This window comes from Streptomyces sp. NPDC002209, from assembly GCF_042890265.1.
Lineage (GTDB): Bacteria > Actinomycetota > Actinomycetes > Streptomycetales > Streptomycetaceae > Streptomyces.
This window is the reverse complement of record NZ_JBIARX010000014.1, coordinates 141,518-165,428: the sequence shown is the minus strand read 5'-3', so window position 1 is coordinate 165,428 and position 23,911 is coordinate 141,518. Positions and strand designations below refer to the sequence as shown.

20 protein-coding genes are annotated in these 23,911 nt (G+C 73.2%); 19 read left to right on the top strand and 1 reads right to left on the bottom strand.

Annotated features, from left to right (window positions below):
- Positions 1-178 precede the first annotated feature (178 nt).
- The 16 genes from ACFYXK_RS25555 (at position 179) to recQ (ending at position 19,358) form a co-directional block, all read left to right on the top strand.
- A complete protein-coding gene (locus tag ACFYXK_RS25555; RefSeq protein ID WP_389413196.1) occupies positions 179-559 on the top strand; it encodes a PPOX class F420-dependent oxidoreductase in 381 nt (126 codons plus the stop codon).
- Between the two features lie 45 nt (positions 560-604).
- Positions 605-2,350 (top strand): hypothetical protein, encoded by a 1,746-nt coding sequence (locus tag ACFYXK_RS25550; RefSeq protein ID WP_389413195.1) that lies wholly within the window; start codon positions 605-607, stop codon positions 2,348-2,350.
- 151 nt (positions 2,351-2,501) lie between these two features.
- Entirely contained in the window at positions 2,502-3,344 is an 843-nt protein-coding gene (locus ACFYXK_RS25545) for a nitrilase-related carbon-nitrogen hydrolase (RefSeq protein WP_383510098.1), read from the top strand.
- Positions 3,345-3,382: 38 nt separating this feature from the next.
- Positions 3,383-4,636, top strand: coding sequence for an aspartate aminotransferase family protein (locus ACFYXK_RS25540; RefSeq protein ID WP_389413200.1), 1,254 nt, complete (start codon positions 3,383-3,385; stop codon positions 4,634-4,636).
- 16 nt (positions 4,637-4,652) lie between these two features.
- On the top strand, positions 4,653-6,053 hold the full coding sequence (gene hydA, locus ACFYXK_RS25535) for a dihydropyrimidinase (RefSeq protein ID WP_389413194.1): 1,401 nt from the start codon (positions 4,653-4,655) through the stop codon (positions 6,051-6,053).
- Between the two features lie 9 nt (positions 6,054-6,062).
- Positions 6,063-7,064, top strand: coding sequence for a TIGR03842 family LLM class F420-dependent oxidoreductase (locus ACFYXK_RS25530; protein WP_389413193.1), 1,002 nt, complete (start codon positions 6,063-6,065; stop codon positions 7,062-7,064).
- Positions 7,065-7,263: 199 nt separating this feature from the next.
- Entirely contained in the window at positions 7,264-7,854 is a 591-nt protein-coding gene (locus ACFYXK_RS25525; RefSeq protein ID WP_389413192.1) for a bacilysin biosynthesis protein BacA, read from the top strand.
- A complete protein-coding gene (locus ACFYXK_RS25520) occupies positions 7,851-9,167 on the top strand; it encodes a DUF6421 family protein (RefSeq protein ID WP_389413191.1) in 1,317 nt (438 codons plus the stop codon). Before ACFYXK_RS25525 ends, ACFYXK_RS25520 begins: the two co-directional genes overlap by 4 nt.
- Before the next feature lie 9 nt (positions 9,168-9,176).
- Positions 9,177-10,148, top strand: a complete 972-nt coding sequence (locus tag ACFYXK_RS25515) for a DMT family transporter (protein WP_389413190.1) — start codon at positions 9,177-9,179, stop codon at positions 10,146-10,148.
- Positions 10,145-11,440 (top strand): ATP-grasp domain-containing protein, encoded by a 1,296-nt coding sequence (locus ACFYXK_RS25510; RefSeq protein WP_389413189.1) that lies wholly within the window; start codon positions 10,145-10,147, stop codon positions 11,438-11,440. Before ACFYXK_RS25515 ends, ACFYXK_RS25510 begins: the two co-directional genes overlap by 4 nt.
- Positions 11,437-12,333, top strand: a complete 897-nt coding sequence (locus ACFYXK_RS25505) for a branched-chain amino acid aminotransferase (protein ID WP_389413188.1) — start codon at positions 11,437-11,439, stop codon at positions 12,331-12,333. The genes ACFYXK_RS25510 and ACFYXK_RS25505 overlap by 4 nt, the downstream gene beginning before the upstream one ends.
- A 440-nt stretch (positions 12,334-12,773) precedes the next feature.
- Positions 12,774-14,273 (top strand): NCS1 family nucleobase:cation symporter-1, encoded by a 1,500-nt coding sequence (locus tag ACFYXK_RS25500; RefSeq protein ID WP_389413187.1) that lies wholly within the window; start codon positions 12,774-12,776, stop codon positions 14,271-14,273.
- 158 nt (positions 14,274-14,431) lie between these two features.
- Positions 14,432-15,256: an inositol monophosphatase family protein gene (locus tag ACFYXK_RS25495; protein WP_383510124.1), complete on the top strand. Its 825-nt coding sequence runs from the start codon at positions 14,432-14,434 to the stop codon at positions 15,254-15,256.
- 88 nt (positions 15,257-15,344) lie between these two features.
- The gene (locus tag ACFYXK_RS25490; RefSeq protein WP_389413186.1) at positions 15,345-16,763 is read left to right on the top strand and encodes a phytoene desaturase family protein; all 1,419 of its coding nucleotides are present in this window, start codon (positions 15,345-15,347) and stop codon (positions 16,761-16,763) included.
- Entirely contained in the window at positions 16,763-17,275 is a 513-nt protein-coding gene (locus ACFYXK_RS25485) for an O-acetyl-ADP-ribose deacetylase (RefSeq protein WP_389413185.1), read from the top strand. Before ACFYXK_RS25490 ends, ACFYXK_RS25485 begins: the two co-directional genes overlap by 1 nt.
- 76 nt (positions 17,276-17,351) lie before the next feature.
- Positions 17,352-19,358 (top strand): DNA helicase RecQ, encoded by a 2,007-nt coding sequence (recQ, locus tag ACFYXK_RS25480; protein ID WP_389413184.1) that lies wholly within the window; start codon positions 17,352-17,354, stop codon positions 19,356-19,358.
- Between the two features lie 32 nt (positions 19,359-19,390).
- Here recQ and ACFYXK_RS25475 read toward each other — a convergent pair whose 3' ends face one another.
- Positions 19,391-20,305 carry a hypothetical protein gene (locus ACFYXK_RS25475; protein WP_389413183.1) on the bottom strand — a complete coding sequence of 305 codons (915 nt, stop codon included), beginning with the start codon at positions 20,303-20,305 and terminating at the stop codon, positions 19,391-19,393.
- Positions 20,306-20,494: 189 nt separating this feature from the next.
- Between ACFYXK_RS25475 and ACFYXK_RS25470 the strand changes: the two genes are divergently transcribed.
- Genes ACFYXK_RS25470 through ACFYXK_RS25460 form a run of 3 tightly spaced genes read left to right on the top strand, consistent with a single transcriptional unit; the run spans position 20,495 to position 23,891 of the window.
- Positions 20,495-21,091, top strand: coding sequence for a DUF4255 domain-containing protein (locus ACFYXK_RS25470; RefSeq protein ID WP_389413182.1), 597 nt, complete (start codon positions 20,495-20,497; stop codon positions 21,089-21,091).
- Complete coding sequence (locus tag ACFYXK_RS25465) at positions 21,088-21,993, top strand: hypothetical protein (protein ID WP_389413181.1); 906 nt, start codon at positions 21,088-21,090, stop codon at positions 21,991-21,993. Before ACFYXK_RS25470 ends, ACFYXK_RS25465 begins: the two co-directional genes overlap by 4 nt.
- Before the next feature lie 23 nt (positions 21,994-22,016).
- The gene (locus tag ACFYXK_RS25460) at positions 22,017-23,891 is read left to right on the top strand and encodes a phage tail sheath family protein (RefSeq protein WP_389413180.1); all 1,875 of its coding nucleotides are present in this window, start codon (positions 22,017-22,019) and stop codon (positions 23,889-23,891) included.
- The last annotated feature ends 20 nt before the right edge of the window (positions 23,892-23,911 follow it).

Sequence of the window (23,911 nt, the reverse complement as noted above, 5' to 3'; positions counted from 1 at the left end):
GTCGTCAAAGTAGCGTCGTCCGCCCGTGAGGGCGGGGTCGGCGGGGTCTGGTGCGTGTGATCGCAAGGCGGAGGAGGGAGGCGACGCTCGCGTCGTCGACCGACGACAACGCGGCGAGCGCGCGTGCCAGACCCCGCCGACCAGACGGGACTTTGACGACACCCCCTAGGCTCCGCGGATGACTCTCGATGAGCTGGACCGGAGCAAATACGTCAGCCTCACCACGTTCCGCAAGGACGGCACGCCCGTCGCGACGCCCGTGTGGGCGGTGGCGGACGGCGGTGAGCTGTACGTCTGGACGCGCAGCGATTCCTGGAAGGTGAAGCGGATCCGCAACAACGGGCGGGTCACGGTCAGCGCCTGCGACGTGCGGGGGCGGGTCGCGGAAGGGGCGCCCGTGCTCGAGGGCGAGGCGCGGCTGCTGGACGAGGCCGGCCTGAAGCGGGTGCGCAAGCTGATGCTGCGGAAGTACACCTGGCAGTTCTGGGGGGTCGACGTGCCGGCGGCGGTGTTCCGGCTCGGGAAGCGTCCGCACACCGCGATCGCCGTCAAGCTTTGAGATTCCCGTAGCCCGCCCGTAACACCGGTGGGATCCAATGCGGGCATGGAGACCGCGACTTCGCTGGTGATCGGTCAACTCTCGGGCTACTTGCGCGGGTTGACGCAGAGACTCGATCCGGGGGCAGGTTGGTACGGGGAGTTCCTGCGCCGGGATCCGGAGGGTCTGCGGGCCTGCCTGGACGGGGCCGCGATGCCGCCGTGGGACGTGCTGGAGTCGCTGCTCGGCGACCTCGCGGGGGCCAGGGGCGCCGAATCCGCGCAGCGGGAGAGCCAGTACGCGGCCCGGCTGCGGGCCGCGGCCGTCACGGTGTGGGACCGGCTGCCGGGCGGCGCGGAGGAACTGCGGACCCTGCTGGCGGCGGCCGCCGACCAGCGAGCCGTCTCGGAGGCGGCGACGCGCGCCCTGACGGCCCGCCTGGCCGCGACCGCGGACCGCACCGAAGCGGAAGCACTGACCCGGGAACTCGCCTGGACCCGCGACGACGCGGCCAGGGCCGCAGCCCGCCAGCAGGACCTGACCTCCCGCCTGACGGCCCTGTCGGCGCCCGCCCCGGAGCCGGCCGGGCAGCCCGCCGCCTCCTGGCCCGGCACCACCCCGCCCGAACCGAGCCGGTCCGAATCCCCCTGGCCCGCCGAGGGCGCTGCGGCCGGTGCGGGTCGGCCCGGCGGCTCCTGGCCCGCCGAGGGCGAGGTCGAGGCCGATGCCGAAGCCACGGAAACGGCGCAGGCGCCCGGGGCGTGGGCCGGGGTCGGGGACGGCGGGCCGTTGCCCGGGGTGCCGCGGCAGCGGGAGTCGGGGGAGGACCGGGCGGAGCCGCCCGTCGGGCAGGCCGAGGGGCGGTGGCTGCGCGGAGCGCGGCGGGCCGGCGGGGCCCGCTACGCAGGCGCCGCGGCCCCGGAGGCCGCCGCCTCCTTCACCCCGCCGCCCGGGCTCCCGGACGCGGCCGGCGCTCCGCCCCGCGGCGCCCGCTTCGGCCGCCCCGGCGCCGAGCCCGCAGCTCCCGGCCGGACGATCGGCCGGGCCCGCTTCGCGCCGCCGCGGCCGGCTGCACCCGCCGCCGACGGGAGCCCCTCCTCGGCCACCGGGCCGGACGTACGGGCCGGGGCCGCAGACCGCCCCGCGCAGCCGCAATCGCAGCCGCAGTACGCGGGCGGCCCCCGTTTAGCCCCGCCCGGTGCGCAGGCGCAGTCCGCCGCCCGGGGCCACTTCGCCCCGCCGGGGCCACAGGAGCACTCCGCTGCGGACGAGCCGGGCCGGCGCTCCGGCGAGGGGATCACGGGAGTGGTGGGGCAGTTGGCGGCCCTGCGGGCCCAGGGGCGGAGCGGGGAGGCGCATGCGGTGCTCTGCGAGGCCGCCGCCGGGCCCGCCGAGTGGCTGCCCGGGTTCGCCGCCGAGCTGGTCCGTGCCGGGCTCGGTGCGGACTGGGCCACGCTGCTGTGGGAGGCGGCCTCGCTGCCGCCCGAGCGGCTCGCCGCGGCCGCCGCCGTCCTCGGCGAAGCCGGCCGGCACGCCGACTGCGAGGCCCTGCTGCGCCAGGGCGCGGCCCGCCCCGCCGCCGAGATCGCCGACGCCGCCCTGGCCCTGGCCGCCGCCGGCCGGACCCGCGAGGCCGACGCCCTGCTCGGCGCCTTCGTCAAGGTCCGCACCGCGGAGGAGGCGGTCCGGCTCGCGCGCCGCGATCCGCAGTGGTTCACCCCCCGGCTGCTCCGGGCCGCCGAGGCCCTGTCCGGCACGCATCACCGTGACCTCGTACACGCCCTGCGGGTTGCGAAACCGCCCGTCCATTGAGCGGATTCGACCGCCCGTTGTCATAACTTGATCGACTCACCCAACCGTGCACGGCGGTCTTGCCCCACGGTGTGACGAGGCCTACGTTCTACTCCCTACGCATATCGTCTACGTGCGTAGAACTCGGCGTTCCCGTCGCGAGGAGCAGCTCATGGCCCAAGTCGTCCGCGCCGCACTCGTCCAGGCCACCTGGACCGGAGACACCGAGTCGATGATCGCCAAGCACGAGGAGCACGCCCGCCGGGCCGCCGCCCAGGGTGCGCAGATCATCGGCTTCCAGGAGGTGTTCAACGCCCCGTACTTCTGCCAGGTCCAGGATCCCGAGCACTACCGCTGGGCCGAGCCCGTCCCCGACGGCCCCACCGTCCAGCGCATGCAGGCGCTCGCCCGCGAGACCGGCATGGTCGTCGTCGTGCCGGTCTTCGAGCTCGAGTCCGAGGGCTTCTACTACAACACCGCCGCCGTCATCGACGCCGACGGCAGCTACCTCGGCAAGTACCGCAAACACCACATCCCCCAGGTCAAAGGCTTCTGGGAGAAGTACTACTTCCGCCCGGGCAACCTCGGCTGGCCCGTCTTCGACACCGCCGTCGGCCGCGTCGGCGTCTACATCTGCTACGACCGCCACTTCCCCGAGGGCTGGCGCGCCCTGGGCCTGGCCGGGGCCCAGCTGGTCTACAACCCCTCCGCCACCCACCGCGGCCTGTCCTCCTACCTCTGGAAGCTGGAACAGCCCGCCGCGGCCGTCGCCAACGAGTACTTCGTCGCCGCGATCAACCGCGTCGGCCAGGAGGAGTACGGCGACAACGACTTCTACGGCACCAGCTACTTCGTCGACCCCCGCGGCCAGTTCGTCGGTGAGGTCGCCAGCGGCAAGGACGAGGAACTCCTCGTCCGGGACCTCGACTTCGACCTGATCAAGGAGGTCCGCGACCAGTGGGCCTTCTACCGCGACCGCCGCCCCGACGCCTACGGAGGGCTCGTACAGCCGTGACCGACCCGATCCCCCTGCACAGCCGCCACCAGGCCGTCATGCCCGACTGGCTCGCGCTCTACTACCGCCGCCCCATCGAGCTCACGCACGGTGAGGGCCGCCACGTCTGGGACGCCGACGGCAACCGCTACCTCGACTTCTTCGGCGGCATCCTCACCACGATGACCGCCCACGCCCTGCCCGAGGTCACCAAGGCCGTCTCCGAGCAGGCCGGCCGGCTCATCCACTCCTCCACCCTGTACCTCGACCGCCCGATGATCGAGCTGGCCGAACGGGTCGCCGCCCTGTCCGGCATCCCCGAGGCGAGGGTCTTCTTCACCACCTCCGGCACCGAGGCCAACGACACCGCCCTGCTGCTGGCGACCGCGTACCGCCGCTCCAACCAGATCCTGGCGATGCGCAACAGCTACCACGGCCGCTCCTTCTCCGCCGTCGGCATCACCGGCAACCGCGGCTGGTCCCCGACCAGCCTCTCGCCGCTCCAGACGTACTACGTCCACGGGGCCGTGCGCTCCCGCGGCCCCTTCGCGCACCTGAACGACGCCGAGTTCACCGCCGCCGCCGTCGCCGACCTCGAGGACGTGCTCGGCCAGGCCCGCGGTGGCGTCGCCGCCCTCATCGCGGAACCCGTCCAGGGCGTCGGCGGGTTCACCGCCCCGCCCGACGGGCTGTACGGGGCCTTCCGCCGGGTCCTCGACCGGCACGGCATCCTCTGGATCAGCGACGAGGTGCAGACCGGCTGGGGCCGTACGGGAGAGCACTTCTGGGGCTGGCAGGCCCACGCCCAGAACGGGCCGCCGGACATCCTCACCTTCGCCAAGGGCATCGGCAACGGCATGTCCATCGGCGGGGTCGTGGCCCGCGCCGAGGTGATGAACTGCATCGACACCAACTCCATCTCCACCTTCGGCGGATCCCCGGTCACCATGGCGGCCGGCGTCGCCAACCTCGCGTACCTGCTGGAGCACGACCTCCAGGGCAACGCCCGCCGCGTCGGCGGCCTGCTCCTGGAGCGGCTGCGCGCCATCGCCGCCACCGTGCCCGCCGTACGGGAGGTCCGCGGCCGGGGCCTGATGGCGGGACTCGAGCTGACGAAACCCGGCACCGGCGAGGCCGATCCGGACGCGGCCGCCGCCGTCCTGGAGGCCGCCCGCGAAGGCGGTCTGCTGATCGGCAAGGGCGGCGGGCACGACACCAGCGTGCTGCGCATCGCGCCGCCGCTCTCCCTCACCGTCGCCGAGGCGGAAGAGGGCGCCGACATCCTCGAACGGGCCCTGCGCAGCATCGTGTAACCGGGAGGCGCCGCACATGTCCATCCGCACCCTCATCCGCGGCGGCCTCGTCGTCACGGCCGCCGACGAACTCCATGCCGACGTCCTGGTCGAGGACGGCCGCGTCGCCGCCCTCGCGGCCCACGGCTCGGCGGCCGCCGAGGTCTGGACCGCCGACCGCACGATCGACGCGAGCGGGAAGTACGTCATCCCCGGCGGGGTCGACGCCCACACTCACATGGAGCTGCCCTTCGGCGGGACCGCCGCCTCGGACACCTTCGAGACCGGCACCCGGGCCGCCGCCTGGGGCGGCACCACCACCATCGTCGACTTCGCCGTGCAGAGCATGGGCCAGGCCCTGCGCCAGGGGCTCGACACCTGGTACGACAAGGCCGACGGCAAGTGCTCCATCGACTACGCCTTCCACATGATCCTCTCGGACGTCAACGAGGGGACCCTGAAGGAGATGGACCACCTGATCGGGGAGGGAGTCACCTCCTTCAAGCTGTTCATGGCCTACCCGGGCGTCTTCTACAGCGACGACGGGCAGATCCTGCGGGCCATGCAGCGTGCCTCCGGCAACGGCGGGCTGATCATGATGCACGCCGAGAACGGCATCGCGATCGACGTCCTCGTCGAACAGGCCCTGGCCCGCGGGGAGACCGATCCCCGCCACCACGGCGAGGTCCGCAAGGTCCTCCTCGAGGCCGAGGCCACGCACCGGGCGATCCAGCTCGCGCGGGTGGCCGGCTCCCCGCTGTACGTGGTCCACGTCTCGGCGCAGGAGGCCGTCGCCGAGCTCGCCGCCGCCCGCGACAAGGGCCTGCCGGTGTTCGGGGAGACCTGCCCGCAGTACCTGTTCCTGTCCACCGACAACCTCGCCGAGCCCGATTTCCAGGGCGCCAAGTACGTCTGCTCCACCCCGCTGCGGCCGCGCGAGCACCAGGCCGCGCTGTGGCGGGGCCTGCGGACCGACGACCTCCAGGTGGTCTCCACCGACCACTGCCCGTTCTGCTTCCGCGGCCAGAAGGAGCTCGGCCGCGGCGACTTCTCGAAGATCCCGAACGGGCTGCCGGGCGTGGAGAACCGGATGGACCTCCTCCACCAGGCCGTCCTGGACGGGCACATCAGCCGCCGCCGCTGGATCGACATCGCCTGCGCGAGCCCGGCCCGGATGTTCGGCCTCTACCCGCAGAAGGGCACCATCGCGCCCGGCTCCGACGCCGACATCGTCCTCTACGATCCGCACGCCGAGCAGGTCATCTCCGCCGAGACGCACCACATGAACGTGGACTACTCGGCGTACGAGGGCAAGCGGATCACCGGACGCGTCGACACGGTGCTCTCGCGCGGCGAACTCGTCATCGACCGGCGCGAGTACACCGGCCGGGCCGGCCACGGGGTGTACATCCCCCGCTCCACCTGCCAGTACCTCTAAGGAACAGTGATGGACTTCGGCCTCGTCCTCCAGACCGACCCGCCCGCCTCACAGGTGATCAGCCTGATGAAGCGCGCCGAGCGCAACGGCTTCCGCTACGGCTGGACCTTCGACTCCGCCGTGCTGTGGCAGGAACCGTTCGTCATCTACAGCCAGATCCTCGCGAACACGCAGAAGCTGCACATCGGCCCGATGGTCACCAACCCCGGCACCCGCACCTGGGAGGTCACCGCCTCCACCTTCGCCACCCTCAACGACATGTACGGCAACCGCACGGTGTGCGGGATCGGCCGCGGCGACTCCGCGATGCGGGTCGCCGGGCGCAAACCGAACACCCTGGCCCGGCTCGGGGAGGCCATCGACGTCATCCGCGACCTCGCGGAGGGCCGGGAGGCCGAGGTCGACGGGAACCTCCTGCGGCTGCCGTGGATCCGGGACGGGAAGCTCCCCGTGTGGATGGCCGCGTACGGGCCGAAGGCGCTGGCCCTGGCAGGCGAGAAGGCGGACGGGTTCATCCTCCAGCTCGCCGACCCCTACCTCACCGAGTGGATGGTCGGCTCGGTCAGGGAGGCCGCCGAACGGGCCGGCCGCGACCCGGGAGCGGTCACGATCTGCGTGGCGGCGCCGGCGTACGTGGGCGAGGACCTGGCCCACGCCCGCGACCAGTGCCGCTGGTTCGGCGGGATGGTCGGCAACCACGTCGCGGACCTCGTCGGCCGCTACGGCGAGCACTCCGGCATGGTGCCGGACGCCCTCACCGAGTACATCAAGGCCCGCCAGGGCTACGACTACAGCCACCACGGCCGCGCCGGGAACCCGTCCGCCGACTTCGTGCCGGACGAGATCGTGGACCGCTTCTGCCTGCTCGGCCCGCCCGAGGCCCACATCGAGAAGCTGCGGACCCTGCGCGACCTGGGCGTCGACCAGTTCGCCCTGTACGACATGCACGACGCGAAGGAGGACACCATCGACGCGTACGGGCAGCACGTCATCCCGGCGGTCAACGGCTGAGGGCCCGGCCCGCGTCCCCCGGACCCACTCCGAACGCCCCCTGCACCGTCACCTGTGCCCCAGGTGACGGTGCAGGGGGCGCCGCCGTGAGGTGTGAGGCGCACAACAATTGCTTTGTGCGCGACGGCACCCGGATGTTTGATCACGGGGACGAGTGATCCAGTCCCGGGCGATCCCCGGGACGCCTCCGGGAGGAAACGTGAGTACAGCCACCGAGCCCCGCCACCGCACGGGCTTAGGCACGGACGGCATCCGCTACGTCCACACACTCGGCCCGCACGGGACGAACCTCGAAGCCGCCGCCCATGAATGGCTGCGCCGCCGGGGGGCACCGGGGGAGGTCGAACTCCACGCGTCGCTCGAGGAAGCCCTCGAAGCGGTGCCCGACGACGGCGAGCACGCACTCGCGGCCTGCGCCGTCTATCCGGCGTTGCACACCCTGACCTTCGGGAACCTGCACCGCCTGCACATGGTCGACAGCTTCATCATGCCGACGCACAACATGGTCCTGGCCGGCACGGGGGTGGACGCTCCGCTGACCGTCTCCACGCACCCCGCCCCGGTGGGACTGGTCCCGCCGCAGGCCGAACCCCGGCTGGTGCTCAGCAATTCCCAGGCCGCCATCGACTGCGCCGCCGGCTTGAGCGAGGGATGCATCACCACGATCGTCGCCGCCGAGCGGCACGGGCTGCGCGTTCTGCGGGACTTCGGCCCGGTGCCCATGGTCTTCACCATCCACCAGGTGCTCGCAGCGGCCGACGGGCCCGACGCCGCGGGAGCGGTGCTGTGACGACCGGAGCCCAGACCAGTGCCCGGACCAGTGCCAGGACCAGAGCCCCGATCAGTGCCCCGATCAGTGCCGCCTCGCGCGCCGAGGCGAAGGACCTCACCGGATCCCTCGTCCCCAAGGTCAACCGGTTCCGCCTGCGCCAGGCCGACGACGGTACGGTGACGGCACCTCAGACAGCCGATCGCGCACTTCTCGCCGAGATCCGGGACGAAGCCACCGCCTGGTACCGCCGCAACGGCCGGGACCGCCAGGCCGATGCCCTGGCGGCGGACGTGGACGGCTGGATCGCCGCCGGCCTGGACACGGCGCCCGACTTCGCCCGCTCCCGGGACGCGCTCGAGCCCCCTGCGGACGGTGAGCACGTGTTCTTCCTGGCTCCCGCGCAGACCACCAACAGCGTGCCGCCCGTCGGCAAGCGCCTGGACTGCTTCTTCGCCCTGCGCAAGGAGCCCGACGCGCTGCCGCGGCTGGCCACGTCCTTCCCGCATCCCAAGAACAACTGCCAGTCCCTGGTGCTCATCGCGGGCAGCCACGGGTTCGCCCACGGCAACTGCATCGTGTTCTTCCCCGAGAACGTGGCCGCGCCCGACAAGGTCGAGGACCAGCCGTACGCGATGTTCTTCTACAACAAGATGCGGAAGATCCACGAGACCTACGCCCTGCCGGGAGCCGAGGCGGTCCTCACCGCCGAGTCCGTACCGCGGGCCTCGTCCGGCCTGCCCCCGGAAGTCTGCTTCGAGGCCCGTGCGATCTGGGGATACCTGCACGACTCCATGCACTACCAGGGCCGCTGGCCGTTCGATCAGCACATCATGCTGAAGATGAACTGGTTCGTCGGGCTCCTGGAGGAGACCAAGGTCGACGCCAAGACCGTCCTCGCCTGCGCGGACGGCGGGGTCCCCTTCGCGCAGGAACAGATCGCCATGATCCTGCTGGAGCGGGTCTTCCGGTACCCGCAGGCCGACGACGCCACGCGCAACTTCGATTCGGGCACCGGCGTCTTCCTCTACTCCTGGCTGCGCGCCCACGACGCGCTGACCGGGTCGCCCGAAGCCGGCGGCCTGCTCCACCTGGACTGGGACAAGACCCTCCACGCCCTGCGCGAGTACGTCGCCACCGTCGAGCGCCTCGAGGACCGCGTACGCACCGACGACGAGTACCGGGCCGCGGCCAGGGAACTCGTCCGCGCGTACCTGCCCGCCGGTGAGGCGAAGCAGCGGTTCCGCTTCACCGAGGACCAGAGCGTCCTGCTGCGGGCCAAGCGGACGCTCGCGGGGCTGGCGCCGCTGCGGTTCGCGGACGCGGAGTGGTGAGCCCGCGCCATGAGCGGTGAGCGTCGCGCGAGGGGCGGCCTCGGCACCCCGGCCCTGTCCTGCCTGATGGTGCTGCTGCTGGCGACGGGATGGGTGGTCTCCGGCAAGCTGGTCAGCGGCACCCCGCCGCTCGCGGTGGCGGCCGGCCGCACCGCGGCCAGCTTCGTCGTCCTCAGCGCGATCTCCGCGCTGCGGCCCCGGACGTGGACGGCGATCAAGGTCACCGGCGGCCGCCGCGGGGCCGTCGTGCTGCTCGCGTTCCTGGGCTTCTTCGCCTACTACACGGGCACCCTGCTGGGCATCGACCGGATGGGCGCCTCCCGGGTGGGCCTCGTGGTCTCCCTCCTCCCCTGCATCACCTTCGTGATCGGCATCGTCGCCTTCCGGGAACAGGCGGGCACCCGCCGGGTCCTGGGAACCCTGCTCGCCGTCGCGGCGGCCCTCGGCTACGCGCTGGAGGACGGCCCGGCGCGCGGCGACGCCGGAACCGGAGTACTCGTCGCCGGGGTCCTCTTCGCCCTCGCGGGCACGTTCGCGTACGCCCTGTACGGCTACGTCTACCGCAAGCACATGTCCGACGTCCCGCCGCTCGCCGCCCTTCCGGCGGTCACCGGCGCGGGCACGGTCATGCTCGGGCTGGCCGCGGCCGTCTGCGTGTCGCCGGGCGACATCAGCGTCACCCAGTGGGCCGGAGTCGCCGTGCTCGGCGCGGTACTGACGGCGCCCGTCTTCGTCATCTCCCATGAACTGATCCTGCGCAAGGGCCCCCTGTTCACCTCCTCCGTCGCACTGGTCGTGCCTTTCCTGGTGCGCCTGGGGGAGTGGGCATGGGGTGAGGCGGACGCTCCCGGGCCCGCCTCGCTCCTCTTCCTCGCACTCTGCTCGGCGGGCGTGTGGATGACCGTCGCCCCGGTCCGGGCGCCGGCCACGGAGGAAGACCGGCCCCTGAACCCGACCCAGACCGAAAGAAGCACACCGTGACAGAGCCACACCCCGAGCCGCACCCCGCACGCCCCACCGTCGTCCTGGTCTACCAGCGCACGTCGCTGCCCTGGATCTTCGAGGGCGCGCAACGGGCCGGCATCGACATCGTCCTGGTCCCGCGCCCCGACGAGTCCGTGTCCCCGGACCGTCTGCCACCCGCCGTGGTGGAGCTGCTCCCCCTGGACGTGGAGGGGGATCCGGCCAAGGCCCTGAGCATCCTGAAGCAGCGCCACGAGAGCGCCCCGTTCGACGGCATCACCACGCTCTACGACCCCGCGGTGCCCTTCGTCGCCGACGTGGCCGGGGCACTCGGCCTTCCGGGTCTGGGCCGGGAGACGGCCCGGGCCGTACAGGACAAGCGGGTCATGCGGCGCCGGCTGGCCGAAGCGGGCCTGAACGTACCCGGCTTCGTCGCCGTGGACGACCCGGGCGCCTGGAGCGAGGCCACCCGCCTCACGTTCCCGGTGGTGGTCAAGCCGGCCAACGGCTTCTCCAGCCTCGGCGTGACCAAGGCCGACGGCCCGCAGCAGCTCGCCGCCGTGGTCGACGAGGTCTGGCAGGTCTGCCAGAACACCCTGAACCACGTTGCGGGTCTCGTCGTCGAGGAGTACCTCGACGGCCCGGAATTCGCCGTGGAGTCCCTCGCACACCGCGGCGAGGTCCAGGTGCTGTCCATCGGCTACAAGGGCGAGCCCGTCGGCCCGCACTTCGAAGAGGGCGTCTACCGGGCCCCCGCCGCGCTCCCGCCCCACGTCCAGGAGGCCGTGGTGCGCGAGGTCGTCGCCGCCCACGCCGCCCTCGGGGTGACCGACGGCCCGACCCACACCGAACTGCGGCTGCGCGGCGGTGAGCGGCCCTACCTGCTGGAACTCGGCGCGCGCATCGGCGGCTCCGGCGTCTCCCACTACATCGCCGGACACGTCACCGGAGCCGATCTGGCCGCCGACGCCCTGCGCGTGGCCGCCGGGCTCGGCCCCGCCCCCCTGCCCGGCCCGTCGGCGCAGCCGGCCCGGGCGATCGGTGCGGCCGCCAACTACATCGTGCCCTGCGGCGGCTCCGGACGGATCACCGCGATCCAGGGCCTGGACGAACTGGCCGAGGACCCCCGGGTGGACCACGTCGTCCAGATGCTGCATCCGGGTGACGTCGTACGGCCCTATCCCGAGTTCACCGGCTATCCGGCGTTCGTCCTGTCCCACCACCCCTCCACCGAGGACGCCGAGGCGTTCCACCGCACCATCGAGCAGAGCGTCCGCATCACGTACGCACCGGTGGAGGACGCCCGGTGACCGCTCCGGCTCTCGACGACCGTGACGGGCACATCTGGCTGGACGGCCGGTTCGTTCCCTGGCGGGACGCCCGCCTGCACGTGCTCACCCATGGCCTCCACTACGGCGGCGGGGTCTTCGAAGGAGAACGCGTCTACGACGGCCACGTCTTCAAACTGACCGAGCACTCGCAGCGGCTGCACGACTCGGCGCGCGAACTGGGCTTCCACATCCCCTTCTCCGTCGCCGAGCTGGACGAGGCGACGCTCGAACTCGTCGCCCGGCAGGGCATCGGCGACGGCTACGTCCGCCCGGTGGCATGGCGCGGCAGCGAGCAGCTCGGCGTGGCCGGTGCGGGCGCCTCCGTCCACGTCGCGATCGCCACGTGGGAGTGGCCGCACCTCTTCCCGGCCGACGCCAAGAGCAGCGGCATCCGGCTGGGGACCTCGCGCTGGCGGCGCCCGGCGCCGGACACCGCACCCGTCCGGGCCAAAGCGGCTTCCCTGTACAACATCTGCACCCTGGCACGGGACGCCGCCGACGCCGCCGGCTTCGACGACGCGCTGCTCCTGGACTACCGCGGCCACGTCGCGGAGGCCACGGGAGCCAACATCTTCTTCGTGGCGGGGGAAGAACTGCACACTCCCACCGCGGACTGCTTCCTCGCCGGCATCACCCGGGCGACCGTGCTCGACCTGGCGCGGGAGCTCGCAATCCGCGTCGTCGAACGTCATGTCCGGCCCGAGGAGCTCGGCGGGTTCGACGAGTGCTTCCTCACGGGCACCGCCTACGAGGTGCAGCCCGTCCGGTCGATCGACGCGCACGCGTACACGGTGGGCAAGGCGACGACCGCGTTGATGGAGGCGTACACCGGGCTGGTCCGCTCGACGCACCGGACCGCCGCCCTGCGCTGAGCGGTGGCCGGGGCAGCCGCGGCGTCAGGCACCGCGTTCGCGCAGCACGCGCGTACGACCCCGCACCTGACGCCGCGGCGTCCGCGGCGCGGCGGCCCCGGCGAGGCCGCCGCCCGCGCGGCGCGGGCCGCTTCCCGGCCGGCCGCGATCACGCCCGTGCGGTGCGTCGTCGGCGGGAACGGCGTGCCACACCGCGGCACGCGGACCGGCATGGGCCACACTCGAGGGCGCACGGCCCGCCGGCCGAGGAGGCGCAGCGGTCGCGGATCGCCCGGCGAATACATCGAGACCCGCCGGGGGTATGACTACAGCCACCGCGCCTGCGGGGCGCGCCGCGGCGCGACGTGAGGGAGGCCACCATCGACGCCCACGGGCAGCACACGATCCCGGCGCTCAGAACCTGACCCAGACCCCCACCCGACCTGAAGGGGCGTGCGCACATGCCGGACCACACGATCGGCGACACCGCGGACCGCGTCGAGCTCGCTCCCGGCGAGGTCCCCTCCGACGGCCGTTTCGCCAACCCCGACCTGCTGCCCGTACCCGTCGAGGCCAGGCGCTGGACGACGTACAACTTCACGGCCCTGTGGGTCGGCATGGCGCACAACATCCCCTCCTGGCTGCTCGCCTCCGGGCTGGTGGCCCTGGGGATGGACTGGAAACAGGCCGTCTTCACCATCGCGCTGGCCAACCTCATCGTGCTGGTGCCCATGCTGCTCACCGGGCACGCCGGCCCCAAGTACGGGATCCCGTTCCCGGTGCTGGCCCGGGCCTCGTTCGGGATGCGCGGAGCCAATCTGGCCGCGCTGATCCGGGCGGCCGTGGCCTGCGCCTGGTTCGGGATCCAGACCTGGATCGGCGGGTCCGGCATCTACGTCCTGCTCGGCGAGATCTTCGGGGGCTGGGAGGACGCGGGGAAGATCGCCGGGCAGCCCTGGCCGCTGTGGCTGTGCTTCATCCTCTTCTGGGTCCTCGAACTCGCCATCATCTACCGGGGGATGGAGGCCCTGAGGCGCTTCGAGAACTGGGCCGCGCCCTTCGTCATCGTCGGCGCGCTCGCCCTGCTGGTGTGGATCGGGGTGAAGGCGGGCGGCTTCGGCGAGCTGCTCGACCAGCCGTCCAAGCTCGGCTGGGGCGAGGACTTCTGGCCGGTCTTCTTCCCGTCGCTGATGGGGATGATCGCCTTCTGGTCGACGCTCTCGCTCAACATCCCGGACTTCACCCGCTTCGGCGCCGGCCAGCGCTCCCAGATCCTCGGACAGACGCTGGGGCTGCCGACCACGATGACCCTCTTCGCGCTGCTGTCCGTGTTCGTCACCTCCGGCTCGGAGGCGGTGTACGGGACCCCGATCTGGGACCCGGTGGAGCTGGTCGCCAAGGCCGACAGCGTCTTCGGGCTGCTCTACGCCCTGGTCACGGTGCTCGTGGCGACGATCTCGGTGAACATCGCGGCGAACGTGGTCTCCCCGGCGTACGACCTGGCCAACCTGGCCCCCCGCCTGATCAACTTCCGCAGGGGTGCACTGATCACGGGCGTGGTCGGCGTACTGATCATGCCGTGGAAGCTGACCTCCACCCCCGAGCTGTACATCTTCACCTGGCTCGGCCTGGTCGGCGGCCTGCTCGGCACGGTCGCCGGCATCCTCATCGCTGACTACTGGATGGTGCGGCGCACCCGGCTCTCGCTGCCCGACCTGTACCGGGCGGGCGGGCCGTACTGGTACACGGGCGGCTGGAACTTCCGGGCGCTGGCGGCGTTCCTGGTCGGCGGGGTGCTGGCCATCGGCGGATCGCACTCGGCCCCCGGCCAGGGCCCCTTCCCCGAGGAGGGCCTGATCCCCGTCCTGAAGCCCCTGGCGAACTACGGCTGGGCGGTCGGCGTGGCCTCCTCCTTCCTCCTGTACGCAGCCCTCATGACCCGCGAGCGCCCCGACCGCTGACGCCGGGCCCCGCGCCCGCACCGCCCCGGCGGAGCGGTCCGCCGGCGGTCCGGCGCCCGCGCCGCCCTCGCCCGTGGCACCCGGAGTCCACCTGGAGTCCAACCGGCGGACGCCGATTGTCGGTGGGGTTTGTCAGCCGGGCGTGGTGTGATGGGGGCATGATCGAAGAGTTCCTGGACCAAAACCTGTCCGCGGTGGAAGAAGCGGTCCGCAAGGCGGCGGCGATCGAGATCATGCCGAGATTCCGGCAGCTCGCCGAGCACGAGGTGGACCAGAAGAGCGGCCCGCACGACCTGGTGACCGTCGCCGACCGCAAGGCCGAGGAGCACCTCACGGCCTCGCTGACGCACCTGCTGCCCGGCTCCGCCGTGGTCGGCGAGGAGGCCGTGCACGCCGACCCGACCGTGTACGGGGCGCTGCGCGCCGACGCGCCGGTCTGGATCGTCGACCCCGTCGACGGCACCCGGCAGTTCGTCGCCGGCGACCCGGCCTTCTGCACCCTGGTGGCCCTGGCCCACCGCGGGGAGATCCTCGCCTCCTGGACCTTCGCCCCGGCGCTGGACGAGCTGGCGACCGCCGTGCGCGGGCAGGGCGCGTACGTCAACGGCGAGCGGATCCACAGCGGTTCGCCGGAGCCGGGCGCCGCGCTGCGCGTCGCCATGGCCCACCCGCTGTACACCTCCGACCAGGACAAGGCGACCCTGGCCCGCCTCGACGTGCCCGGGGTCGCGGCCCGGCCCTGCGGCTCCGCCGGCCTGGAGTACCTGAAGGTGGCCCGCGGCGAGATGGACGGCCTCGCCTTCACCTGGCCCTCGGCGTGGGACCACGCGGCCGGTCTGCTGCTGGTCGCCGAGGCGGGCGGAGCGCAGAGCACCGTCGCCGGAGTCCCCTTCCGGGTGGACCGGGACAACGAGCTGCCGTTCGCCGTGGGCCGCGACGAGGCCACGGCCGTACGGATCCGCGACCTGCTCCGCGGCGCGTAGGACGGTCCGACCGGGCCGGGGCCGGGGCCCTCGTGGACGGGCCGAATATCCTGGGAGCGCAGCCGCCGCCGGACGAAGGAGTCTCAAGGTGCCGTCGATTCTCGATGCGGTCGTGGTGGGGGCGGGGCCCAACGGGCTGACGGCCGCCGTGGAGCTGGCCCGGCGCGGCTTCTCGGTGGCCGTGTTCGAGGCCGCGGAAGCGGTGGGCGGTGGGGCCCGTACCGAGGAGCTCACCCTCCCCGGCTTCCGGCACGACCCCTGCTCGGCCGTGCACCCGCTCGGCATCGGCTCACCGGTGTTCGCCACCATGCCGCTGAAGCGGTACGGGCTGGAGTGGCTGCACGCCCCGCTGCCCATGGCGCACCCCTTCGACGACGGCACGGCCGCCGTGCTCTCGCGCTCCGTCTCCGAGACGGCCGCCTCCCTCGGGCCGCGCGACGCGGGCACGTACCGCCGGCTGGTGCAGCCGTTCCTCGGCAAGTGGGACACCCTCGCCCGGGACTTCATGTCCCTGCCGTCGACCGCCCTGCCCCGGGACCCCGTCACCCTGGCCCGCTTCGGTCTCGCCGGACTGCCGCCCTCCACCTGGCTGCTGAACCGCTTCCAGGACGAGCGGGCGCGGGCGCTGTTCGCCGGGCTCGTCGCGCACGTCATCGCCCCGCTGGGCGGGATCGCCACGAGCGCCGTCGGCCTGGTCTTCGCCCTGGCCGCACACGCCAACGGCTGGCCGATGCCGCGCGGCGGCTCGCAGTCGATCTCGGACGCCCTCGCCGGGTACCTGCGCGACCTCGGAGGCACGGTCCACACCGGTTTCGAGGTCAAGCGCCTCGACGACCTGCCGCCGGCCCGGGCGTACGTCTTCGACACCTCGCCGACCGCGCTGGCCCGGATCGCCCGGCTGGGACGCGCGTACGACGGCTACAGGTACGGCGCCGGCGTGTTCAAGCTCGACTACGCCCTGTCCGGCCCCGTGCCCTGGACCGCCGACGCGCCCCGGCGGGCCGGCACGGTCCAGATCGGCCCGCGCGCCCGCGACATCGACGCCGCCCTCCAGCTGGCCACGAGCGGGCGCGCCCCCCGCAACCCCTTCCTGATCACCGCCCAGCCCAGCCTGGCCGACCCCGGCCGGGCGCCCGAGGGCAAGCACGTGTTCTGGGCGTACGGGCACGTCCCCGCGGGCTGGGGCGGCAACCTCACTGACGCCGTCGAGCGCCAGATCGAGCGCTTCGCCCCCGGCTTCCGCGACCTGGTGCTGGCCCGCGCCACCGCGGGCCCGCCGGAACTGGCCGCCCGCAACCCCAACTACGTCGGCGGCGACATCGCCTGCGGCGCCGCCTCCGGGATCCAGCTGCTGCTGCGGCCCAAACTGTCCCTGTTCCCGTACGCGACGGCCCACCCGGCCGTGTTCCTCTGCTCCTCGGCCACCCCGCCCGGCCCCGGTGTCCACGGCATGTCCGGGCACAACGCGGCCAAGGCCGTCTGGCGCCACCTGCGAAAGGCCTCCTGATGGTGCGCATCACCCTCGTGCAGGGCGACATCACCGCCGAGCACGCGGACGCGATCGTCAACGCGGCGAACTCCTCCCTGCTCGGCGGCGGGGGAGTGGACGGCGCCATCCACCGGCGCGGCGGCCCCGAGATCCTGGACGCCTGCCGGGCGCTGCGCGCCTCCCGGTACGGCAAGGGCCTCCCGACGGGCCGGGCCGTGGCCACGACGGCGGGCCGGCTCCCCGCCGAGTGGGTGATCCACACGGTGGGCCCGGTCTGGTCCCGGGACGAGGACCGCTCGGAGCTGCTGGCCTCCTGCTACCGCGAGTCCCTGCGGGTCGCCGCCGAGCTGGGCGCCCGTACGGTCGCCTTCCCGGCCATCTCCACCGGCATCTTCGGCTGGCCGATGGACGACGGCGCCCGGATCGCGGTGGAAACGGCCCGCGCGACCGCGACGCCGCCCGTGGAGGAGGTCCGCTTCGTCCTCTTCGACGAGAAGGCGTACGCGGTCTTCCAGGCGGCGCTGACGTAGCGGGTGCCCGGGGGGCAGGGCCGGGGATGCGGCGGAAGCGGTCGGGGGTGTCGGTGGGGGTCGCTAGGCTTCTGGGATGAGCCTTGTCGACGCGCCCACCGAGACCCCCGATGCCCTGCAGGTGCTGCACCGCGTCTTCGGATACGACTCCTTCCGCGGCGAGCAGCAGCAGATCATCGAGCACGTGGCCGGCGGCGGCGACGCGCTGGTCCTGATGCCGACCGGCGGCGGCAAATCGCTCTGCTACCAGATCCCGGCGCTGGTCAGAGCCGGTACGGGAGTGGTGATCTCGCCGCTCATCGCGCTCATGCAGGACCAGGTGGACGCCCTGACCGCCCTCGGGGTGCGGGCCGGCTTCCTCAACTCGACCCAGGACCCGTACGAGCGCCAGGCCGTCGAGCAGGCCTTCCTCGCCGGCGAGCTCGACCTGCTGTACCTGGCGCCCGAGCGGCTGCGCACCGAGGGCACGCAGCGGCTGCTCGACCGGGGCACGGTGTCGCTGTTCGCGATCGACGAGGCGCACTGCGTCGCCCAGTGGGGCCACGACTTCCGGCCCGACTACCTCGCGCTGTCCATGCTGCACGAGCGCTGGCCCAAGGTGCCGCGGATCGCGCTGACCGCGACGGCCACCGAGGCCACGCACGCCGAGATCGCGGCCCGGCTGGGGCTGGCGGAGAGCGGCGGGGCCCGGCATTTCGTGGCCAGTTTCGACCGGCCCAACATCCAGTACCGGATCGCCCCCAAGAACAACCCGACGCGGCAGCTGCTGGAACTGATCCGCACCGAGCACGAAGGCGACGCCGGGGTCGTCTACTGCCTGTCGCGGGCCTCCGTGGAGAAGACGGCCGCGTTCCTGGTGGAGAACGGCATCGACGCGGTCGCGTACCACGCGGGCATGGACTCCCGCACGCGGGCGGCGAACCAGGCGCGCTTCCTGCGGGAGGACGGGGTCGTGGTGGTGGCCACGATCGCGTTCGGCATGGGCATCGACAAGCCGGACGTGCGCTTCGTGGCGCACCTGGACCTGCCCAAGTCGGTCGAGGGCTACTACCAGGAGACCGGCCGCGCCGGCCGCGACGGCGAGCCGGCCACGGCCTGGCTCGCGTACGGCCTCCAGGACGTGGTGCAGCAGCGCAAGATGATCGACGGCTCCGAGGGCGACGAGGCGCACCGCCGCTCGCTGGCCGCGCACCTCGACGCGATGCTCGCGCTGTGCGAGACGGTCGACTGCCGCCGCGTGCGGCTGCTGGCCTACTTCGGGCAGGCGGCCGCCGGGCCGTGCGGCAACTGCGACACCTGCCTGACACCGGCCGAGTCCTGGGACGGCACGGTCGCGGCGCAGAAGCTGCTGTCCACGGTGTGGCGGCTGGCCAAGGAACGCCGCCAGAAGTTCGGCGCCGGCCAGATCATCGACATCCTCCAGGGCAAGAAGACGGCCAAGGTCATCCAGTTCGACCACGACGCCCTGTCGGTCTTCGGGGTCGGCGCGGACCTGAGCACCGCGGAATGGCGCAGCGTCGTACGCCAGCTGCTGGCCTCGGCGCTGCTGGCGGTCGAGGGCGACTACGGGACGCTGGTGCTCACGGACGCCAGCGGCGAGGTGCTGGGCGGCCGCCGCAGCGTTCCGATGCGCAAGGAGGCGGCGCCGGCCGCGGCGTCCCGCAAGTCGTCCGGCTCGGGCTCCGGCTCCGGGAAGGCCGGGCGCGTCCCGGTCGACCTCCCGGCGGCGGCCGTTCCGGTCTTCGAGGCCCTGCGCGCCTGGCGGGCGGCGACCGCGAAGGAGCAGGGCGTGCCGGCGTACGTGGTCTTCCACGACGCGACGCTGCGGGAGATCGCGACCCGGCTGCCCGCCACTGCCCCGGAGCTGGGCACGATCAGCGGCGTCGGCGAGGCGAAGCTCGCCAAGTACGCCGAAGGGATCCTCGAGACCCTGGCCGGGACCGGCGGCGCCCCCGAGCCCGCGTCCGCGCCGGCGTCCGTGCCCTCCCCGGCGGCGCCGCCGGAGCCCGACGCCCCGCATGCCGACGAGGAACCGCCCTTCGACTTCGACGAGACCGACCCGCCCTGGGACGACTGGGAGTAGCCCGAGCCGCAGGCCGGGGGAGGGCCCGGGGACTACGCCGCGTCGGCGGTGCGGTCCTCGTCCGGGTCCTCCTCCTCGGCCTCGTCGGGGTGCGCCGCGCACGGGGGGCACAGGCGCGCGTACTCCGCCATCACCTCCTCGACCGTCTCCTTCTGCTTGCGCTCGCACGCCTTCTTCCGCGACTCCTCCTTGCAGACGAGCTCGGCGCGGGCGCCCTCCAGTACGGCGATCGCCTGCCAGCCCTTGAGCACGCACAGCAGCGCCTTGCACAGGCAGTCGACGAACTCGGAGACCGTCTCGAAGCCCTGCCAGGCCTCCGTGATGCGGCGCAGCAGCACCAGCAGGCGCGCGTAGAGGCGTACGACGTCCTTGCCCAGGACCGCGTCGCAGACGTCCGCGAGCAGCTGGGCCGCCTCCGTCTTGATCTTCGCCGCGCGTTCGGGCAGCGCCGTCAGCTCGCCGTCCAGGTCGGTGAAGCAGGCCGCGGCCTTCAGGGTGTCCGCCGTGTACCGGGCGATGCGCGCCGAGAGCGTGGCGACCGTGTCGTCCCTTCCGACCGTGTCGTCGAACTCGCACCCGCAGTCGTCCACGCAGCAGCCCCAACCGCCCCGGCACCTGCGGATGTCTTCGAAGACCTTGTCGACGGCCTGCTGCAGACAGTGGCGCTGCTCGTGCGTGACCCGGCAGCGGATCTGCTCGCGGACCTTGCCGAGCGTCGCCGCCGCCTCGTCCAGATCGGTCCGGGCGGCCAGCCGCGCCTTCGTGTACTGGGTCCGGGCGCCGTTGAACTTCTCCTGGAACTCCCTCAGCTGGGGCAGGTGCTCCTGGGTGACCTCGGCCCGGCGCTGGATGCCCGCGGCGACGCAGGCGAGTTCGTCGATCGCGCCGGGATCGCAGCCGCCGCCTGTGCTGCTGCCGGCCGGGTGGTGGTGCGAGGTGCTGCTCATGGTGGGCTCTCCTGGGTGAGGGGGCAGGCGCCCCCCGAGTGTGGGCCGGGCGGTGTCACCGGCTCGTCGCCCGGCCATCGCCGCGGCCCGCGCCCCGGACGTCGCGGCGCCGCGCCCCGGCCGTCGCGGGCGCCGGGCCCCGGGGGCTGCGCAACGCCCCCGTGACGGGAGGAGCCGCAGCATCGGCCCATGGCTGGATACCGGGCACTCGCCGCCGTGGGGCGCAGCGTCGTCGCGCTGCTCAACCGGCGCTTCGCCGAGGAGATCCCGGCGGGGCGCCGCCCGGAGGCCGTGCTCGCCGGGCCCGTCGACTTCGACAAGGTGGACACCCCGGGCTCCGTCATCCGCAACCCGGCGGTGTCCGTCTACTGCTACCGGCTGAGCATCGACCGCGAGACCCGGCCCGCGCTGGCGGCGATGGCGGCCCAGGACGGGCTGCCCCGGCTGCCGCTGCGGATGCACCTGATGATCGCCGCCTGGGACCAGTTCGTGGAGGCGGAGCTCGAATGGCTGGGGCTGGTCGCCCGGGTCCTGGAGGGCGAGGGCCTGCTCACCGGGCCCCTGCTGCACCCGAGCGGGGACTGGCTCGCCGGGGACTCGGTGCAGATCGTCCCGGACGAGCTGGCGATGGACTCGATGAGCGAGGCCTTCCAGGCGATGACCACCGACTACCGGCTCTGCCTGCCGTACGTCGCCCGGGTCATCCGGATCGACGGGCCGGCCGGGCCCGCCCCGGGCGAGGTCACCGTCGTCACCGCCGGGACGGCGCCGGAGCCGCTGCGATGACGCCGGGCGGGCCGATGGCGCCCGGCGGGCCGGCCGGGCGGATCACCGTGGAGGCCGGCCGGGTCGACGTACTGCACCGCCTCGCGCTGGCCGTCCGGCCCCTCGACGCCAGGAGCCGCGCCGCCGCCGGGCCGGGGCTGCGCGTGGGGTACGAGGAGCACCCCGTCCCCGGGCGCCGACAGCGCGGGCAGGACCTCGTCCGGCCCCTCGAGGGACACGGCGCCACCGGATTCGTACTGCGCCACGCCACCACGGGCAGCCTCCCCGCCGCCGTCACCGTCCGCATCGACGACCCCGCCCGGCGCTGGATCCCGCGCCGGTTTTCCGTACCGCTGTGGACCCGGGCCGAACTCTCCGGCTCCGACGAGCAACCGCCCACCGCACCCCATGTCCGCGCCGACGCCCGGCTGTTGATCCCCTGGCTGCTGCCCGGCCCCGCTCACCCCGTACCCCAGGGCACGACCGGCCTCCGGTTCCGCATCACGCGCCCGGACGCCGCCTCCACCCCCGTACGCTGGCCGCGGGTGGACGTCTTCGGGCCCGGCGGCGTCCCCCTCGGCTGGGCCCACGGCGACGAGCACGGCCAGGTGCTGCTGCTGATCGACGGGGCCGGGGCGCTCCCGTACCCGGCGCCCTCCCGGTTCCCCGTCGCGCTGCGCACGCACGCCCCCGACCCGCCGGCCGACCCCGACGCGGACACGGCGGCCGGTCCGCTGGCCGGCCTCGTCGCCGAGCCGGTCGTCCGCAGCGCCAACCCGCCCCGCCCGCAGGACCTCGACAACGAGGTGCTGCGCGGTACCTCCCGCCCTGCCGGGTACCGCACCGCCGCCGCGGACACCGTCCGCACCCTCACCGTCGGCCGGGTCGTACGCGCCGCCGATCTGCCGCACATCCCCGCCTGACCCGTGACCGAGGAGACCCGTACATGCCCGAGTACCTGACCCCCGGCGTCTACGTCGAGGAGACCAGCTTCCGCTCACGGTCCATCGAGGGCGTGCCGACCAGCACGTTCGCCATGGCGGGGCGGACCGCGTACGGACCCGTGCCCTACATCCTGCCGGGCGGCCCCACCGTGCTGCCCCCACCGGCGCTGGTCACCAGCTTCACCGAGTACGAACGGGCCTTCGGCGGGCTGAAGATCGGCGAGGACGACTGCCAGCTCGCCCTCGCCGCACGCGCCTTCTTCGCCAACGGCGGGCGCCGGCTCTACGTGTCCAGGGTCTTCCCGTTCGTCCGCGCGAGCGCCGCCGAGGACGCGCCGCCCGCCGTCGACGCCAACTTCGCCTCCCTCGCCGTCCCCGCGCAGGGCACCCCGCTGCTGTACTGGCGGGCCCGCTGGCCGGGCTCGGCGGGCGCCGGGATCTCCGTCGCGGTGACGTTCCGGCGCGGCAAGAACATCCTCGTCGCCGGCAGCGGAGGCGTGCCCCGGCTCACCGGGGTGCAGCAGGGCGCCGCCGTGGAGGTCGTCCAGCTGAGCGGCGGGGCTGCGCCGTCCCTCCCCGACGACACGCCGCCGGTGTCGGACAAGGTCAGGACCGTCATCCGGCGCGCCGACGGGGTCCTCGGATATCTCAAGGGCCAGGGCGACTTCGAGCCCGTTGCGGCCGGAACCGCCGCCTTCCACCTGACGCTCGCCGTCACCGTACGCCTGGACGACCGCGTCGACGTCTACAACGAGCTGGAGCTCGACGACCGGCACCCGCGCTCGGTGGGCAACGTACTCCAGGCCGCCGACCCGGCCGACGAGTTCTCCCTCGTCTGGCTGGACACCGTGAAGCCCGCGGCCGGAGCGCCCCCGCCGACCCCCGGCGCCCGGCTCACCGCGCTCCTCTCCCCCGGGCAGCCCGGCGCCCACCTGGTCCACGGCGGCGACGGGCTCGAGCTGTCGGCGCAGGACCTGGGCGGCAAGGAGGCCAACCCGGACAGCCTCACCGACCCCGCGCGCGGGCTCGGCGCGCTCGCCGAGATCGACGACATCGCCATCGTCGCCCTCCCGGACACCGTCACCCTGGACCCCGCCGCACAGAAGACCGCGGTGGACCTCCTCATCGGACACTGCGAGCGGCTGCGCTACCGGATGGCGATCGTCGACCCGCCCCGCGACAGCTCGATCTCCGAAGTGCGCCGGTTCCGCGCCCAGTTCGACACCAAGTACGCCGCCCTCTACTACCCGTGGGTCCGGATCACCGACCCGAGCCGCCGCCCCGACCCGGGAGCACCGCCGCCGGTCCTGGAGGTGCCGCCCTCCGGGTACGTCGCCGGCATCTACGCCCGCAGTGACGTCGAGCGCGGTGTGCACAAGGCCCCGGCCAACGAAGTCCTCCTCGGCATCAACGACTTCACCGCCAACGTGACCTACGACCGGCAGGCCGTCCTCAACCCGGAGGGCATCAACGCCCTGCGCTTCTTCGAGGGGCGGGCCCGGCGCGTGTGGGGCGCCCGGACGATGAGCTCGGACCCGGAGTGGAAGTACGTCAACGTGCGCAGGCTCTTCATCTACCTGGAGCACTCCATCGAGAAGTCCACCCAGTGGGCGGTCTTCGAGCCGAACAACGAGCGGCTGTGGGCCTCCGTCCGGCAGACCGTCGAGGACTTCCTCATCGCCGTCTGGCGGACCGGCGCCCTGCTCGGCACCAAGCCCGAGGAGGCCTTCTTCGTCCGCTGCGACCGCACCACCATGACCCAGAACGACCTCGACAACGGGCGGCTGATCTGCCTGATCGGCGTGGCACCCACCTACCCCGCCGAGTTCGTCGTGTTCCGCATCGGACAGTTCACGGCCGACGCGCAGCGCAGCTGACGCCCGCAGAACGGGAGGTA